The sequence below is a fragment of the Halobacteriovorax marinus SJ genome (assembly GCF_000210915.2).
Classification (GTDB): Bacteria; Bdellovibrionota; Bacteriovoracia; order Bacteriovoracales; family Bacteriovoracaceae; genus Halobacteriovorax; species Halobacteriovorax marinus.
Genome location: NC_016620.1, coordinates 3,147,837 through 3,162,946, shown reverse-complemented (window position 1 = coordinate 3,162,946; position 15,110 = coordinate 3,147,837). Strand labels below are relative to the sequence as shown.

At 36.1% G+C, this 15,110-nt stretch carries 15 protein-coding genes and 1 other RNA gene; 13 read left to right on the top strand and 3 right to left on the bottom strand.

Going from position 1 to position 15,110, the window contains the following annotated elements:
* Positions 1-12: 12 nt before the first annotated feature.
* Positions 13-1,059: an A/G-specific adenine glycosylase gene (locus BMS_RS15085; protein ID WP_014245689.1), complete on the top strand. Its 1,047-nt coding sequence runs from the start codon at positions 13-15 to the stop codon at positions 1,057-1,059.
* Here BMS_RS15085 and rnpB read toward each other — a convergent pair.
* Positions 1,060-1,411, bottom strand: an RNA gene (gene rnpB, locus BMS_RS17285) — RNase P RNA component class A.
* A 180-nt stretch (positions 1,412-1,591) separates the two neighbouring features.
* Here rnpB and BMS_RS15080 point away from each other — a divergent pair.
* Positions 1,592-3,013 (top strand): TolC family protein, encoded by a 1,422-nt coding sequence (locus tag BMS_RS15080; protein ID WP_014245688.1) that lies wholly within the window; start codon positions 1,592-1,594, stop codon positions 3,011-3,013.
* 4 nt (positions 3,014-3,017) lie between these two features.
* Here the strand turns inward: BMS_RS15080 and BMS_RS15075 are convergent, their stop codons facing one another.
* A complete protein-coding gene (locus BMS_RS15075) occupies positions 3,018-3,731 on the bottom strand; it encodes a zinc ribbon domain-containing protein (protein WP_014245687.1) in 714 nt (237 codons plus the stop codon).
* 5 nt (positions 3,732-3,736) lie between these two features.
* A complete protein-coding gene (locus tag BMS_RS15070) occupies positions 3,737-4,435 on the bottom strand; it encodes a hypothetical protein (RefSeq protein WP_014245686.1) in 699 nt (232 codons plus the stop codon).
* A 135-nt stretch (positions 4,436-4,570) separates the two neighbouring features.
* On the opposite strand from BMS_RS15070, the gene aroC reads away from it, so the two are divergent.
* From aroC to BMS_RS17455, 11 genes are read left to right on the top strand one after another with little or no spacing between them, the layout of a single operon-like run.
* Positions 4,571-5,578, top strand: coding sequence for a chorismate synthase (aroC, locus tag BMS_RS15065; protein ID WP_014245685.1), 1,008 nt, complete (start codon positions 4,571-4,573; stop codon positions 5,576-5,578).
* A complete protein-coding gene (locus BMS_RS15060) occupies positions 5,571-6,596 on the top strand; it encodes a 3-dehydroquinate synthase (RefSeq protein ID WP_044557695.1) in 1,026 nt (341 codons plus the stop codon). Before aroC ends, BMS_RS15060 begins: the two co-directional genes overlap by 8 nt.
* Entirely contained in the window at positions 6,571-7,803 is a 1,233-nt protein-coding gene (locus tag BMS_RS15055) for a 3-phosphoshikimate 1-carboxyvinyltransferase (RefSeq protein WP_014245683.1), read from the top strand. The genes BMS_RS15060 and BMS_RS15055 overlap by 26 nt, the downstream gene beginning before the upstream one ends.
* Entirely contained in the window at positions 7,796-8,290 is a 495-nt protein-coding gene (locus tag BMS_RS15050) for an adenylyltransferase/cytidyltransferase family protein (protein ID WP_014245682.1), read from the top strand. The genes BMS_RS15055 and BMS_RS15050 overlap by 8 nt, the downstream gene beginning before the upstream one ends.
* A complete protein-coding gene (locus tag BMS_RS15045) occupies positions 8,287-9,282 on the top strand; it encodes a GDP-mannose 4,6-dehydratase (RefSeq protein WP_014245681.1) in 996 nt (331 codons plus the stop codon). The genes BMS_RS15050 and BMS_RS15045 overlap by 4 nt, the downstream gene beginning before the upstream one ends.
* On the top strand, positions 9,275-10,282 hold the full coding sequence (locus tag BMS_RS15040) for an NAD-dependent epimerase/dehydratase family protein (RefSeq protein WP_014245680.1): 1,008 nt from the start codon (positions 9,275-9,277) through the stop codon (positions 10,280-10,282). The genes BMS_RS15045 and BMS_RS15040 overlap by 8 nt, the downstream gene beginning before the upstream one ends.
* Positions 10,257-11,648, top strand: a complete 1,392-nt coding sequence (locus tag BMS_RS15035; protein ID WP_014245679.1) for a hypothetical protein — start codon at positions 10,257-10,259, stop codon at positions 11,646-11,648. Before BMS_RS15040 ends, BMS_RS15035 begins: the two co-directional genes overlap by 26 nt.
* On the top strand, positions 11,629-12,426 hold the full coding sequence (locus BMS_RS15030) for a transketolase (RefSeq protein WP_014245678.1): 798 nt from the start codon (positions 11,629-11,631) through the stop codon (positions 12,424-12,426). The genes BMS_RS15035 and BMS_RS15030 overlap by 20 nt, the downstream gene beginning before the upstream one ends.
* Positions 12,423-13,340 carry a transketolase family protein gene (locus BMS_RS15025; protein ID WP_014245677.1) on the top strand — a complete coding sequence of 306 codons (918 nt, stop codon included), beginning with the start codon at positions 12,423-12,425 and terminating at the stop codon, positions 13,338-13,340. The genes BMS_RS15030 and BMS_RS15025 overlap by 4 nt, the downstream gene beginning before the upstream one ends.
* Complete coding sequence (locus BMS_RS15020) at positions 13,337-14,056, top strand: sporadic carbohydrate cluster 2OG-Fe(II) oxygenase (protein ID WP_044557694.1); 720 nt, start codon at positions 13,337-13,339, stop codon at positions 14,054-14,056. Before BMS_RS15025 ends, BMS_RS15020 begins: the two co-directional genes overlap by 4 nt.
* Positions 14,040-15,062, top strand: coding sequence for an LIC12192 family sporadic carbohydrate cluster protein (locus tag BMS_RS17455; RefSeq protein WP_014245675.1), 1,023 nt, complete (start codon positions 14,040-14,042; stop codon positions 15,060-15,062). The genes BMS_RS15020 and BMS_RS17455 overlap by 17 nt, the downstream gene beginning before the upstream one ends.
* The last annotated feature ends 48 nt before the right edge of the window (positions 15,063-15,110 follow it).

Genomic DNA, 15,110 nt, shown 5'->3' with positions numbered 1-15,110 from the left:
TAAAAGATATCCATGTTTAAAAAATTACTTAAATGGTCTAGTGAGCAGCACTCACACCTTCCGTGGAGAGAGAATAGATCTCTTTACTTAACTCTCGTTTCAGAGATCATGCTTCAGCAAACAACAGTTCAAACAGTTGTAAATCATATTGATAGGTTTCTAAAAAAGTATCCGACTTTAAAATCTTTAGCACAAAGTAATGAAGAAGAAGTTTGTATTGCTTGGAAAGGCCTTGGCTACTATAGAAGAGCGAGAAATCTCTTAAGTGCAGCTCAGGATATTCAATTAAATTATGGTGGAAAAATTCCAACAGATATAGATACTTTAAAAAGTATTAAAGGAATTGGTGATTATACGGCCAATGCTATTATTGGTATTGGTGCTGGAAAGAGGGCACTCGCTGTTGATGCTAACTTAGAAAGAGTGATTGCAAGAATCTATGCCATCGATATTGAAAAGGGTGTGAAGTTACAAAAAGAAATTTATAAGAGATTCTATAATGGTGAAATATTAAAAGAGTTAACAGATAATAATAGCCGTGAATTAAATGAAGCTTTCATGGACCTAGGGAGAGTTATCTGCCAGGCTCGAAAAGCTGATTGTGTTCTCTGTCCTGTGAAGAGAAGTTGTCTCTCTTTTAAAGAAGGATTAGTTGAGAGCATTCCTAAAGTTGTAGAAAAAAAGAAAGTAAAACATGAACTTAAATTATTAAGAATTATTGTTAAAAAGAAAGGAAATATTCTTGGTTATATTAAATCAGAGAAGGAATGGTTGCAGGGACAAATTGAAGTTCCAACATTTGTCATTTCATCTACTGACGAACTTTTAACTCAATACCCAGCACTGCCTAAGAATTTTAAAAACGATCTCTTTAGAGATGCACTAGGCTTTAAAAGCACAATAACTAAATATAAGATTGATAATTTAGTTTATGAAATATCTGAAAGTGAGTTTAAGAAATATTTTAAAAGTATAAAAAACTTTGAGTTCTTTAAGAATGATTCAGAGAAAGTGAATTTTTCGACAGTCTCTTTGAAAGCGCTGTCTAAAATAAAGTAAAAAAAGAGATGGGAGATAAGCCGGGTTTTGTCGTGAACTATCATTCGTCTAGGTTATAAGTTGCCCTATAACTCAAGCGCTTTACCCGCCTGCACGGACTGGCCGCCCTTAACACAGGCCTATTTAAGCTTGCACCACGTAGAGTTTACCTGTTTTCACTACAGCAGGTATCTAAAAGATTCGAAGTGAGGCCGGCCGAAGCTACCCCTCACATTCTCAGACCCCTGTACATCCTTTCTGTTGCACTTGTCCTCACCTCACGGTGGACGGGCATTACCCGCTACATCGCCATGTGGAGCCCGGACTTTCCTCTCGTGAAGAATCCTTCACCAGCGATAGTCTTCCCATCTCGAGATAGTTTTATGCAATAAGTTAATTGCTTCGTCAAATCATTAATTAAACGATTGTTATTATGATCTATATTTAGCCGCAAGAGCTTAAACTCTCGGGCTAGACTCGAGCCCTCTATGGTATAGTCATGCTCTACGCACTATGGTAAAACTTTATTGTTAATTTAAAATTAGGAATAATCGTGAATAGACTCTCACTTCTTTGTTGTACTCTTCTGTTATCATCTTCTATCCAAGCTTCGCTCTCTAATCTATCTCTAGAATACTTAGATAAGGGTTCAGATAATGAGAGCTTGAAATTAGACTTAGAGGTGGACACGCTTGAAAGAGATATGACTTCAGAGTCTAAGGCTTGGCAACTCTCAGCGAGTGGTCAGAAAGTAAACTCTCAATTAGAGAGAAGTTCATCTCTTTTAATAAGTAATGCAACTCTTCAACCAAATGATACTGAAGCAACATCTTATAATCTGACTTTTTCAAAAGAGTTCTTTAGCGGAACTAAGTTAAGTCTCTCTAACTCTCTAGTTGATTATGTTAATAATGCAAATACAACACAGAATAATAAAGGCTTTACTCAAACATTGAGCTTAGAGCAAGACTTGTGGAATAACTTCTTGGGAAGAAGAGATTTTCTCGATCTAGATATCTCTGAGAAAACTTTAGACTATAAGAAGCAAAGTACTGAGTTTCAGGTTGAGGCAAACCTTTATACTTTCGTAGCTGATTATCTAAAGGCCAAGCTAGATAAAGCAAATACTCAATTAAAGAAAGAGGCCCTAGATAGAGCAAAGAAGAGACTTTCTTTAATTAAGAGAAGAGTGAGAGATGGTCTTAGCGAAAAGGTAGACCTCTATAGTGCTCAAACTCAAGAGCTAGCCTCTCGAGAGAGTTATATGTCAGAGATGATCTCTTTACAGTCCAGTTTAGAGAGTTTGTCTAAGAAGATTCATCGTAAAGTTAGCGCAAGTAATATCTTAGACTATAAATTAAAAGAGAGTAGTGAGGTTCAACAAGTTGAAGGAACTATTGAAGATAATAAAAATTATCTTCAGACTCAAAAGCAAATTGATTACTTAGTCGACTCTTCAAAGAAGGCCGATATGGGAATTTACCCAAGTCTAGTATTCGCTGCGAGCTATGCGACGAATAACTATGAAAGAGATAGTAGTCCCATCTCAGATGGAGTTATTGGAAGTGACAATAATGAAGTTTCTGTAGGACTAACACTTACTTGGAATATTGGATCAAATGCTGAGAGGCTCTCAAAGCAAGCCGCTTCAATTGAATTAAATAAAGTGAAGATGCAATCACGTAAAGTTCTCTTAAGTTTAAAGGAGCAGGAGTCTTCTTTAGTAAAAAGACAAAGTGAAGTTGAAATACTTTTAAATTCTGCATCTGAGAGACTTGAGCTTGCAAATAAAACGCTTAAGGAGTACAACAGGCTTTACTCAAGAGGGCGCGCGACTCTTGATCAGGTGATTAGGGCCGAAGAAGAACTGATTAGTACTCAGCAGTCTTATATTAATTACCTTTATCTAAAAGATTCAAACTTTAGTACTCTCGCTTACTATAGAGGTAAGTTAAGAGAGGCGGTTTTAAAGTAAGTCTTTAGCTATTGATCGTCGCAGGAATTAAGATCCTCGAGCAACTTTGACAGAACTCTAAGTTCCTCGCATTTTCTATTTCAGCGACTTGAGAGCTAGAAGCTTCAAATCGACATCTAGAACACTTTCTATTATTTAAAAAAGCGATCACTTGCCCATCTTTTGAGTTCTTCTTTGTTTCAAGAAAGGATTGTTTATTATTTGAATCTAATGAGTTGAGTAGGAGCTCCACTCTCTGTGTATAATTTGAAATTTCTTTTTCTTCTTCTTGTACATCTGCTAAAGCCTCGGCCTTTAGTTCATTTAGTGTTGAAAGAGAGCCTTCTAGAAATGTTTGAGCTTTTTCTATTTCACCTTCGATTTCTTCGCATTTCTCAAGCTTCTCAAGAATAGTTTCTTGAAGGGATTCAATTGCTGGAGATAACTTCTCGATCTCTTTCTCTAGTGCACTAACTTGATTTTCGCTAGTCGCCCTTTGAAGGTTTACTTGTGCTCTATCTAGGTCTTTCTCTTTAGAGAAGAGCTCTTTTTCAAAGTTCGCAATTTCATGGCCAAAAGACTTTAGTTCTTCACTATCTCTATCTTTCTTCTCTTGTCTTAATTCTCTATTGCGCTCAACGAATTGAATTCTCTTTTGGTGTTCCTGAATCTTAAATTCATGCTCAGATATTTTCTTAAGTAAAGACTGGGCTTCAATAAAAACTTTAAAATGTTCCATGCTTCTTAGACGTTGATGTAGATTTGATTATCTATGTATCTAAGAATTTGCTTCAATGGAATTGCTCTGTCAAATCTAATCGCAAGTTTGGTTGAGGGGACAATCTGTGTATTATTTACTTTTTGCATGTAAACAAGTGTGCCAGTGATAGGCTCTTTTAAGGAGTAGCCATTGATTGTTGAGAAGACAATCTTGTCACCTATTTTGTACTCTAGGCAATTGTCATTGTAGGTGATGAATGAAAGTCCATTTCTAGAGAAGTCAGATAGGTTTCCTCCGAAGAAGAGTTTACTGCGCTGATAATCGTCAAGGCTTGGATTCTTGAATATAAGTGGGAGGGATAAGTTTTCAAAGTTTAGTCTCTGGCCTTCTCTTGTATTGAGTAAATAGAGAAGTTCTGGGAAATTGGCAACAATGAGGTTGTGATGATTAAGTTGCTTTATCTCGCACTTGAAGACGATGCTATTCATTTCGTTTTTGGCAAAGATTGGGATATCGGGGATAAATTGAAATTGATTGAGTTTATCTTTGGGCCGTAGGGCTATGTCATAGGAGAAGTTATTTATAAACTTGATTAATGACTGGCTGCGATAGGTGAGGCCATTAACTGTTTGGCAGAACTCAAGGTAATTTCCATGACTACTAATCTTCTCAAGTATTTGAGATATCTCGTCGATATTTCGTAGTGCTTGGCGATTGTCCATTTTGCACCTCTCTTAGTAGCCTAACTTTCCCAACATTTTCCCACAAATGTTTGTCCTTCTGGCATAATAGAGTTTGTTATAAATTTACAGGTAGTTATAAAATTCACTGCCCACTTTTCATGTAGAGTATAAGATATGCGTGGCAATAAATTCGGTAAGCTTTTTTCTTTTGTAACCTTTGGTGAATCACACGGTGAGGCCTTAGGGGTTGTAGTAGATGGTGTGAGCGCAGGACTTGATTTTGATTTGGAAGATTTGCAGCGTGAGCTGGATCGTAGGGCTCCCGGAAGAGTGGCCGGAACGACTAATAGAAAAGAGGCCGATAGGGCAGAAGTTCTCTCTGGGGTTTTCGAAGGAAAAACTTTAGGCACACCAATTGCCGTAATTGTTAGAAATACAAATCAACGAAGTGGCGATTACGATAAATTGAAAACTGAGTATAGACCTGGTCACGCAGATGAAACAACTCAGAGTAAATATGGAATTAGAGATCACAGAGGAGGAGGAAGATCATCGGGAAGAGAAACCTTATCTCGTGTTATTGCCGGCTACTTCGCTGGGCTGATGATTCCTAAAATCAATATTAGTGCTTATATATCAAAGATGGGTCCTTTTGAAGCAAGTCTTGATGACTTGAAAAACGCTAAGAATATAGCACCATATAACTTTCCATTAACAGAGAAGAATGAAGAGATAAAGAAGTATCTCCTCAAGCTTAAGGCCGAGGGGGAATCTGTAGGCGGTAGAATATCTATCCACGTTACAGGTGTTCCTAAAGGGCTAGGTGAACCTGCATTTGATAAGCTTAAGGCTGACTTTGCCAAGGGGCTTCTCTCTATTGGAGCCTGTGTTTCTTTTTCATTTGGACTTGGAGAGGAAATGGCAAACTTAAAAGGAAGTGAAGTTTCCTCAAAAAGAGAGAATTTTGGTGGAATTGAAGGTGGAATTTCAAATGGAGAAGATATTTTTCTAACTACCACATTCAAGCCCACATCAACTATTGGTGAAAAAGCTAAAGAGGGAAGACATGACCCATGTATTCTTCCAAGAGCTGTTCCGGTAGTTGAAGCAATGGTTAAATGTATTCTAGCTGATCACCTCTTAAGACAACGCGCTTATGGAGATGGAGTAATTGATGAGTAGTAAAATTGAATTTTGTAAACTGGATTATATTAAAGAGAAAATTAGATCTATAAATTCTGATCTTATCCTCGTAATTGCTGACCTCAATGTTTGGAGTCACTATTCAAAGCTATTACCTTTAATGAATATAGAGGGAAAGAAAGTCGTTTTCTGGAAAGCACCAGATGGTGAAAAAGTAAAAGACTTTGAAAACTTATCCTCTGCTATAGAATTCTTCCTCTCTAAAAACGTTCACCGCAAAGCCCACCTTGTTTCTCTTGGTGGGGGAGCGACCAGTGACTTCTCTGGAATGGTTGCAGCGTTACTTTTAAGAGGGATTGAGTGGTCTACAATACCTACAACTCTTCTTTCAATGGTAGATGCGGGAATTGGCGGGAAGGTTGCCATCAACTCACCTCAAGGTAAGAATTTAATCGGGGCCTTTTATCACCCTACAAATATTTGGATTTGTGATTCCTTTTTAGAGACTTTAGATGAGAGGGAATGGTCAAGCGGTGCTGGAGAAATTGTTAAGTACGGATTCTTATCAAAAGAGATAGGAGAAAAAATCATACCTGACGTGGATATAAAGACTTTGATTAAGAGTTGTGTCTTATATAAAGAAGAAGTTGTTGCGAATGACTTTAAGGAAAGTGGTGAGAGAAAGAAATTGAACTTTGGGCATACCTTTGGGCATGCAATAGAAGTTGAATATCAAATTCCCCATGGACTTGCTGTTGTTTGGGGGATTCTTCTTGTAGATATTCTTTTCAATGAAGGAAAGCTAATTCCTAGGGCAAAAGAGTTGATTGAAAATCTAAAAATTGAGTTAGGTGATTCCCCTTGGTTAAATAAAGAATTTCCAGTTGATAAAATCATGAAGTATTTAAGAAAAGATAAGAAGACAACTTCGTCTGAGCTCATAGAGTTCGTAGTTGTTAAAGATATTGGTAATGTAGAATTTCATTCTATTTCTTTTAATGAAGTGGAAAATAAACTAATAGAGAATAAAGATGTCATTAGAAAACTCACAATTTAATGTAAGTGCGAAGAGCTTTGATGCTGAGGTAAATGTTCCAAGTTCTAAGTCCTATGCAAATAGAGCAATCATCTTAGCGGCACTATCTAAAGATGCGATCACTATTGAAAATCTTCCTTTATCACATGATGTAACAAATCTATTGAATGTCCTAAGAGAAGTTGGACTTAGAATCGTAGAGGTTGAGAACGGAATCATTATTGAGAATTCATTTCCAGAATGTGAAAGACCTTCGAGTGAGAAGATTAAAATCTATCCCGGAGATGGAGGAACAACGACAAGATTTCTCATACCATTCTTGGCCATGGGAAAGAACTCATATCAAATTGAGCCTGAGGGGAGAATGAGAGAGAGACCCGTTGCTGATTTACTGGAAGTTCTAGCAGAATTAGGGGCGAGTATAAATCAATGTGATACATGGCTTACTATTAGAGGTCCATTGAGCTTTCAAACAAATAAACTAAAAGCTGATGCATCTAAGACGACTCAGCATGCAACGGCATTGGCCCTTTGTTTAGCATTTCAAAATATCGAAGTTCAACCTGTTGATATGAAGTACTCTAAAAGCTACTGGGACATGACAATGTCATTAATACAAGACTTTAAAAAAGGTCAAAAGAAGTTCTACGTTCCTGTCGATTTTAGCTCAATGTCCTATGTTCTGGCCTTAGGTGCAGATAGAGGAAAAGTTCTTGTAAAAAATTGCGTAGATATAGACACATTTCAATCTGATTCTATCTTCGTAGAAGTTTTAAAGAATATGGGCTACTCCGTAACTCTTTCAGATAAGGGATTAGAAGTTAAGTCGAGTGAAAAAGAAATAACTCCTATTAACTTGGATTGCTCGAATTGTCCTGACCTCGTACCAACCTTAGCATTTACTTGCTCTCGAATAGATGGAGAAAGTAAACTTAGTAATCTCTCTGTTTTAAAATATAAAGAGAGTGATAGGCTTCTAGAGGTTCAGAAGTTACTAGATCTATACTCTATTGAAAATACTTACAATGAAAAAGAAGATGTATTACACATCAAGGGAAGTAAGAAGAGAATAGATAAAGCAAAAGAAATATACCCTCCTGATGATCACCGAATTGTAATGGTTTCTTACTTATTTTTAAGGGCCCATGGTGGTGGGGTATTAAATAGTATCCACAGTGTCTCTAAGTCTTTTGGAAACTTCTTTGAAGTTGTTGAAGAAAATGAATAGTAAATTAATTGATAGAGAAAAAGCGATTGAGTTGAGAGGTGAGTTTTTACGCCAAGGTAAGAGTGTAGGGCTTTGTCATGGAACTTTTGATTTTATTCATCTGGGTCATTTAAGACACTTTAATGAAGCTGCTTCTAAAGTTGATATTTTAATGTGCTCTATTACAGCAGATGAACTTGTTATTAAAGGCGATGGAAGACCTTATTATAACGAACTTGAGCGCTTGGAGTATTTATCAAATTTGACAATGATCGATTACTGCTTTGTAAATAATGAGCAGACGTCTATAAATTTAATAAAGGAATTGAAACCTAATTTTTATTTTAAGGGAATTGATTATAAAAATAATGAGGATGATCCAACAGGTAATATTGGGTTTGAGGTTGAGTCTGTTGAAAGTGTCGGAGGGGTTGTCCACTATACTGAGACCTCTAAGCGAAGCTCAACAGAGATTTTAAATAAATATTTTAAGAAAGAGTTATTATGAAAGTATTAGTAACAGGTGGCGCAGGTTTTATAGGCAGTCATCTATGTTCAGAGTTAATTAATTGCGGTGATGAAGTCATTTGTTACGATAACCTTGAAGATGGACAGATTCAGAATATTCAACATCTCATTAATAATGAGAAGTTCAAGTTTATAGAGGAAACTATTTTAAACTTTGAAGCTTTACTTGAATCAAGTGTTGATGTGGATGTGATTTATCATCTGGCTGGAAAAGCAGATATTGTACCTTCTGTTAATAACCCTAAATTATATTTTGATGTAAATGTAACAGGTTCATTTAATGTTATTGAAGCGGCTAGAGCGAATAATATTAAACGTGTCGTTTATGCGGCATCATCAAGCTGTTATGGATTGGTCGATGAGTACCCGACGACTGAGACGTGTGCCCTATCTCCAGAGTATCCCTATGCTCAAACAAAGTTAATGGGTGAGAGTTGTTTACTTCACTGGGGAAAAGTCTATGGGATTGAAGTAAATTCATTGCGTCTATTTAATGTTTATGGCCCTAGGTCTAGAACAAATGGCGCTTACGGCTCTGTAATGGGAGTTTTTTTGGCCCAGAAGTTGGCTTCCAAGAAATTTACTGTTGTCGGAAGTGGTGAGCAGGTTCGAGACTTTGTTTATGTGGGCGATGTGGCCAAGGCTTTTATGAAAGCTGGAAAGTGTAAGAAGTTTGGTGAGATCATTAATATTGCTACTAATAATCCTCAGTCTATAAATCATCTTGTGAGCTTACTAGATGGTTACGGTGTAGAGTTTATACCAAAACGACCAGGCGAGCCAGATCGCACACAGGGAGATAGTACCAAGGCAAAGGAGATTTTAGGTTGGAGTGCAGAAACAACTTTTGAAGAAGGTGTTCAGCTCATTCTCAATGATATTGATTACTGGAAAGATGCAAGAGTTTGGTCATCTTCAGAGATTAAGAAAGAGACTGAGAGTTGGTTTAAATTACTAGGTAAAAATGAATAGAAAAGTTTTAGTTACAGGTGGTGCGGGCTACGTTGGAGTTGAGCTCGTAAGCTCTCTACTAGATAGTGGATTCGATGTTGTTGTCTATGATCTTTTTTGGTTTTTAAGTGAAGAGTATTTCAATAAATTTGGAGACTCATTAAAAGTTATTAAAGGTGATATACGAGACACCGTAAAATTAAGAAGTGCTATGGATGGATGTAGTGATTTAATTCATCTGGCCTGTATTTCCAATGATCCATCTTGCGATTTAAATCCCGAACTTGCAAAGAGTATAAATTATGATTGCTTTGAACAAATTGTAAGAGATGCGAAGGCTTCATCAATAAGTCGGTTTATATTTGCATCATCTTCGAGTGTATATGGTCTTCGTGAAGAGCCAAATGTTACTGAGGACCTTGAGTTAAGACCACTCACTGACTACTCCAAGTATAAAATGCTCTGTGAGGAAATCCTGAAAGAATATAGTGATGAGAGTTTTACGACAGTCTCTCTTAGACCGGCAACTGTTTGCGGATATTCTGATAGGATGCGTTTAGATGTCGTGGTCAATATTCTAACAAATTTTGCTGTAAATAGAGGTTTGATTAAAGTTTTTGGTGGAGAGCAGTTGAGACCCAATATTCACATTAAGGATATGGTGAGGTGTTACCTAACATTACTGATGGCTCCAAGAGAACAAATTAATGGGAAGTCTTATAATGTGGGGGCAGATAATTATAAGGTTATAGATATAGCCAAAATAATTTCAAAGGCAACTAATGTTAATAATATCAAAGTCACTCCTACTGATGACAATCGCTCTTATCATATCTCTTCATTGAAAATAAAGAATGAGCTCGGATTTCAAGTGGAATTAGGTGTAGAGGATGCCGTCACTGAGCTTGTTAAACATTTTAAAGATGGAAAGATCCCTAATTCATTTGAAGATATAAAATATTTCAATGTTAAGTATCTACAAGAAAATAAAATAGATGAAAATAGCTCTAGATTTAGATAATACAATAATCAATTATGCCAATTCTTTTGTGAGCGCCTGCTCTCTTGAAGGTATTGAGCTTCCTAATAACATATGTAGTAAGCAAGAGATAAAGAATTTCATTAGAAACCATGATCACTATGAGTGGCCAATGGATTGGATCAAAGTTCAAGGGCGCGTTTATGGAGAAGCAATTTTAGATGCAGCCGTCGCCAGTGAAGTATTAGATATTGCTGAGAAATTTGATGTAACAATTGTGAGTCACAAAAGCGAAATGAGTCTTTGTGGAAGATATAATCTCAGAGAACAAGCACAGGTTTTCTTACAATCTAGAGGATTAGGAGAGGTCGAAACGATCTTCTTAGATACCTTAGAAGAAAAGATTAAATATTTAAGTGAGAACTCCTTTGATATTATTGTAGATGATTTAGAGGCTGTCTTAGATGGAGTGAAGAGCAATGCTATTTTACTTCACTATGAGGGAGAGGATTCAAATTATTTAAAAGTTTCGAATTGGGAAGAAGTACTTCTTATCTTTAATGAAATTACAGATTCTAAAATAGAGAAATTAGCAACTCATCTAATAAAGTATAGTAAGAATCATAAAAAATTTATTTTAAAAGGATTTAGAGAGACTTCTAGATTAGAAAGAGAGTTATATTCTCTTAAGTATGATTTTAATCCTCGCTATGTTGAGGCCATAGGAAAGAAGTTCTTAATTTTTAAATATGAGGAGAATCTTTCTCCAATATATTTTGATATTGAATTTAAGAATAGATTTATAGAGATCTATAAGGTCTTACAAGAAGATATGGAGAATATATCGTTTAACGCTACCGACTCAGCTCTTGAAAGATTAGACTATAAGAAGAATATTGATCGAAGAATGAACTATCTTGATAACTCAATTTCTAAAGAACTAGAGACTCTATATGGAAAAATACTCTCTAAGGAAAAGGGTGATCGTAAAATAGAAGATGTCAGAACCAATATTTGTTTTCCCGATTTTTATAGGGAGAATTTCTATGAGCGAGATGGAAGCTTACTTTTGATGGACTTCGAATCTTTTGGAAGAGACGATCTTTCGAGAACTTTTTTGAATGCGATTCATCACTTTGGCCATGATATTAATAATAGAGAAGAGAGTGTTCTCATAGATTTATTCACAGATCTCTCCATTGGGGATGCGTCCTTCTGGAAGAGAGTGAAGTTAAACTTTGATTTAGTAGCCTTTGAATGGCTACTCATTGCATATCGTAGAGAAGAAAACTTATCAAAAGTGAGAAGTCTTGCTAACATTATGAGTAGTAATATTGAGAAAAATGAAGAAGTTGTATCTTGGAAAAAAGATATTTGGTGGATTATAGATGATAGACTTAAAAGCTAAGAGCTTAGAAATTAGAAAATCCATAATTGAAACGTTTATACATGCCTCACGAGGGCACGTTCCCTCAGCATTCTCTCTCGTAGAAATTCTTGTCACTCTTTATTATCAGAGATTTGAAATCGACTCGGATAGTGTGGGGAATCTCGATAGAGATAGAATTATTTTGAGTAAGGGGCATGGTTGCCTGGCTCTATATAGTATCTTGGCCGATAAAGGCTTTTTTTCAAAAGATGAGCTATTAAAGTTTTGTAAAATTGATGGGATTCTCGGTGGACATCCTTCTCGCTTGAAGGTTCCAGGTGTTGATGTTTCAACTGGTTCATTGGGCCATGGACTGTCTGTAGGAATCGGGATGGCACATTCTTTAAGACTAAGTCAAAAAGAGAGAAAGGTCGTCGTTATCTTAGGAGACGGTGAGTGTAACGAAGGCTCTATTTGGGAAGCAGCTCTTTCAGCGTCTAAGCATAAATTGAATAACTTAATTGTTCTAATTGATCATAATAAGTATCAGTCATATGGTCCTAACACTGAAGTGTGTCCACTTGATCCATTCTCTAGGAAATGGGAGAGCTTTGGTTTTGAAACATTCGAAGTAGATATGATTAACTCCCCTGAAAATCTCTTGCCACTACTTGAGAACACTAATCGCCCTAGAGCAATAATTTGTCACACCATTAAAGGGCAAGGTCATAAGTTGATGGAAGGGGATCTTTCTTGGCACCATAAGAATAGGTTGAGTCCACAAGAGCAAGAACTTCTTCGCGAGGGTCTGAAATGAGAAAGAAAGGTCTTCTAGAAATTGAGAACTTAATTTCTGAAAATAAGAATGTCGTATTCATTGGCTCCGACCTGGGTCCTGATGTTTTAAGTGATACAAAAAAGAATTATCCAGATCAATTCTTCATGGAAGGAATTAGTGAGGCTCACGTCCTTGGAATGGCATCTGGGCTTGCAATGGACGGTTACATTGTTTATGTGAATACAATTGCAACCTTCTTTGTTAAAAGGGCATTAGAACAATTGGCCCTAGATATTTGCGCTGAGAACTTAAATGTAAGGCTGTACAGTAATGGTGGTGGTTTAGTTTATGGGCCTCTAGGACATACTCATACTTGTGTCGATGACTTCTCCATATTGCAATCACTTCCTCATCTAACAATTCTTGCCCCTGCCGATGAAAATGAAATGAAGTCCTTTATTAAAGAATCACTAACTCACCAAGGACCAATTTATATTAGACTAGCTAAGGGCGGTGACCGAGTTGTTAGCCAAGAACAAGATATAAGAATTGGTCGTGCAAACCTCTATGGAAAAGAGAAGGGAGATATTCTCTTTATATCTACGGGAGTTATGCTTCAAAGATGTCTCGAAGTAAGTGAATCTCTAAAAGGGGATTGTGACTCTTCAGTTCTGCACTATGCTACAATGAGACCCTTTGATGATAGAAGCTTACTTTCATATATCGATAACTTTGATTCCGTAATTGTTGTTGAAGAGCATATGAAAAACGGAGGGCTTGGCTCAACCGTAAGTAGAGTTCTCTTTGAAAATAAGAAAACTCCTAACTTCTATAAGCACTTCCATTTAGGAGAGAGCTATCCGATGGTTTATGGAAGACAGGAGGAGATACTTGATTATATGGGCGTGACTACTGAAAATATTTTAAGTGTGTGCAGAGAGATTATTTCATGAATCAATTTGTTAATAATTACACTGAGAAGGGATTTGGAATTATTCGAGGTGTCGATACCAGCTCTATTGTAAACTCTGTTCAAGAGTTCTTAGCTTGTAATGATTTATCAAATATTCATAAGAAAGTAGGCAGAGATGAGATAAATGAAGTTCGACTATCTCTTTCAAAATCTTTGTCCACGAGTGAAGTGAGAGAGAAGATCTTAACTCTTGTTGAAGAGCAAATGATCTCTCTCATAGGTCCTGAAATTGCGGTTCAAAAAAATATTAATGTAACCTTTCACATTCCTCAGATTGATAATAATATAACACCTCTACATTCTGATGTACTCTGTGGAAACTCACCTTATGAAGTTGTGGTATGGATACCTTTGTGTGAGACGAAGAAGACACAATCAATGTATCTCTTTGATAGAGAGACGACCTTTGAGATTTTATCATCTTTTAATAAATTAAAATGCAGAAGAAAAGTTCTTGAAGAATTCAAGGATAGGAAACACTATTTAGAGTTAAATGTTGGAGATATCCTAATTTTTTCTCCAACACTAATTCATGGAAGCTCTATCAATAGTGAAGATATATCTAGAATTAGTTTAAATTTACGATTTAAAAGTCTACATAGTCCATTTCATTTGAAGAAATTAAATGATTACTTTGTAGAGATTAGAAAACTTCCTCAAACAATTATGGCCGAAGAGTATGAAAGTCGATTATAAAATTTATTCTTATATATTTTCTAGAGCATTTGAACTCGAATTAGACTCTCATCGCGAGCAGAATAGGTTAATTAGGGAGTATTGCTCACGACATAATCTAGAATTTCCTCTTGCTAATACTGAGTTTGTTACAGAGGATTCATTCTTCGTATTAAATTCTCTCCTTGATGAAGTCAAGAATGCCTCGAAAATTTTAATTTCATCGAAAACTCTTTTTGAGAAAAATTCAGAAATGATTTTATCTCTTTTAAAAGAAAATCTTAATAAGGATATTCAATTTACTTTTTGCCGTGAAGATTACAGCTTAACGATAGAAGAGTTGGTAGAGTACTTAGAGTTATCTAAAGAAAAGATACTAAGTCTCTTTAAAGATAATCATACTTCAACTAAGAGAGATTATTTTCAAAGAATGAATGCAGAAAAATTTGAAAAGATGATCGTCTCAAAAAAATTCTCGTATGACTATTGGGATGGAGATAGGTCTTTTGGATATGGTGGATATGAGTATGATGGGCGTTGGAACAGTGTTGCTAAAAAGTTAATTGCTCATTACAACTTATGTAATGAATCAAAGATATTAGATATTGGTTGTGGGAAAGGTTACTTACTCTACGAAATAAAGGAACTCTTGCCAGGAGCAACGATTGCTGGAGTCGATATATCGAAGTATGCAGTTGATAACTGCAAGGAGGAAGTGAGAAGTTATCTAAGTGTTCACGACATTAGGGAAGAACTTCCATATTCTGATAAGTCCTTTGATTTAACTCTCTCTCTAATGACATTACACAACTTGGAATTACCTGAATTAGAATTAGCTCTAGCTGAAATTTCTAGAGTTTCGAAAAATTCCTATATCAGTGTTGAGTCCTATCGAAATGAAAGAGAGCTAACGAATCTACAGTGTTGGGCCCTTAGTTGCGAGGCCTTCTTTTCTCCTCGAAGTTGGGAGCATATCTTTAAACAGTCTGGTTATATAGGAGATTTTGAATTCCTTTTCTTTGAATAGAGCTAACTGTGGCAATAATTCTATGCAGTTATAAGATACCTTTTGAAA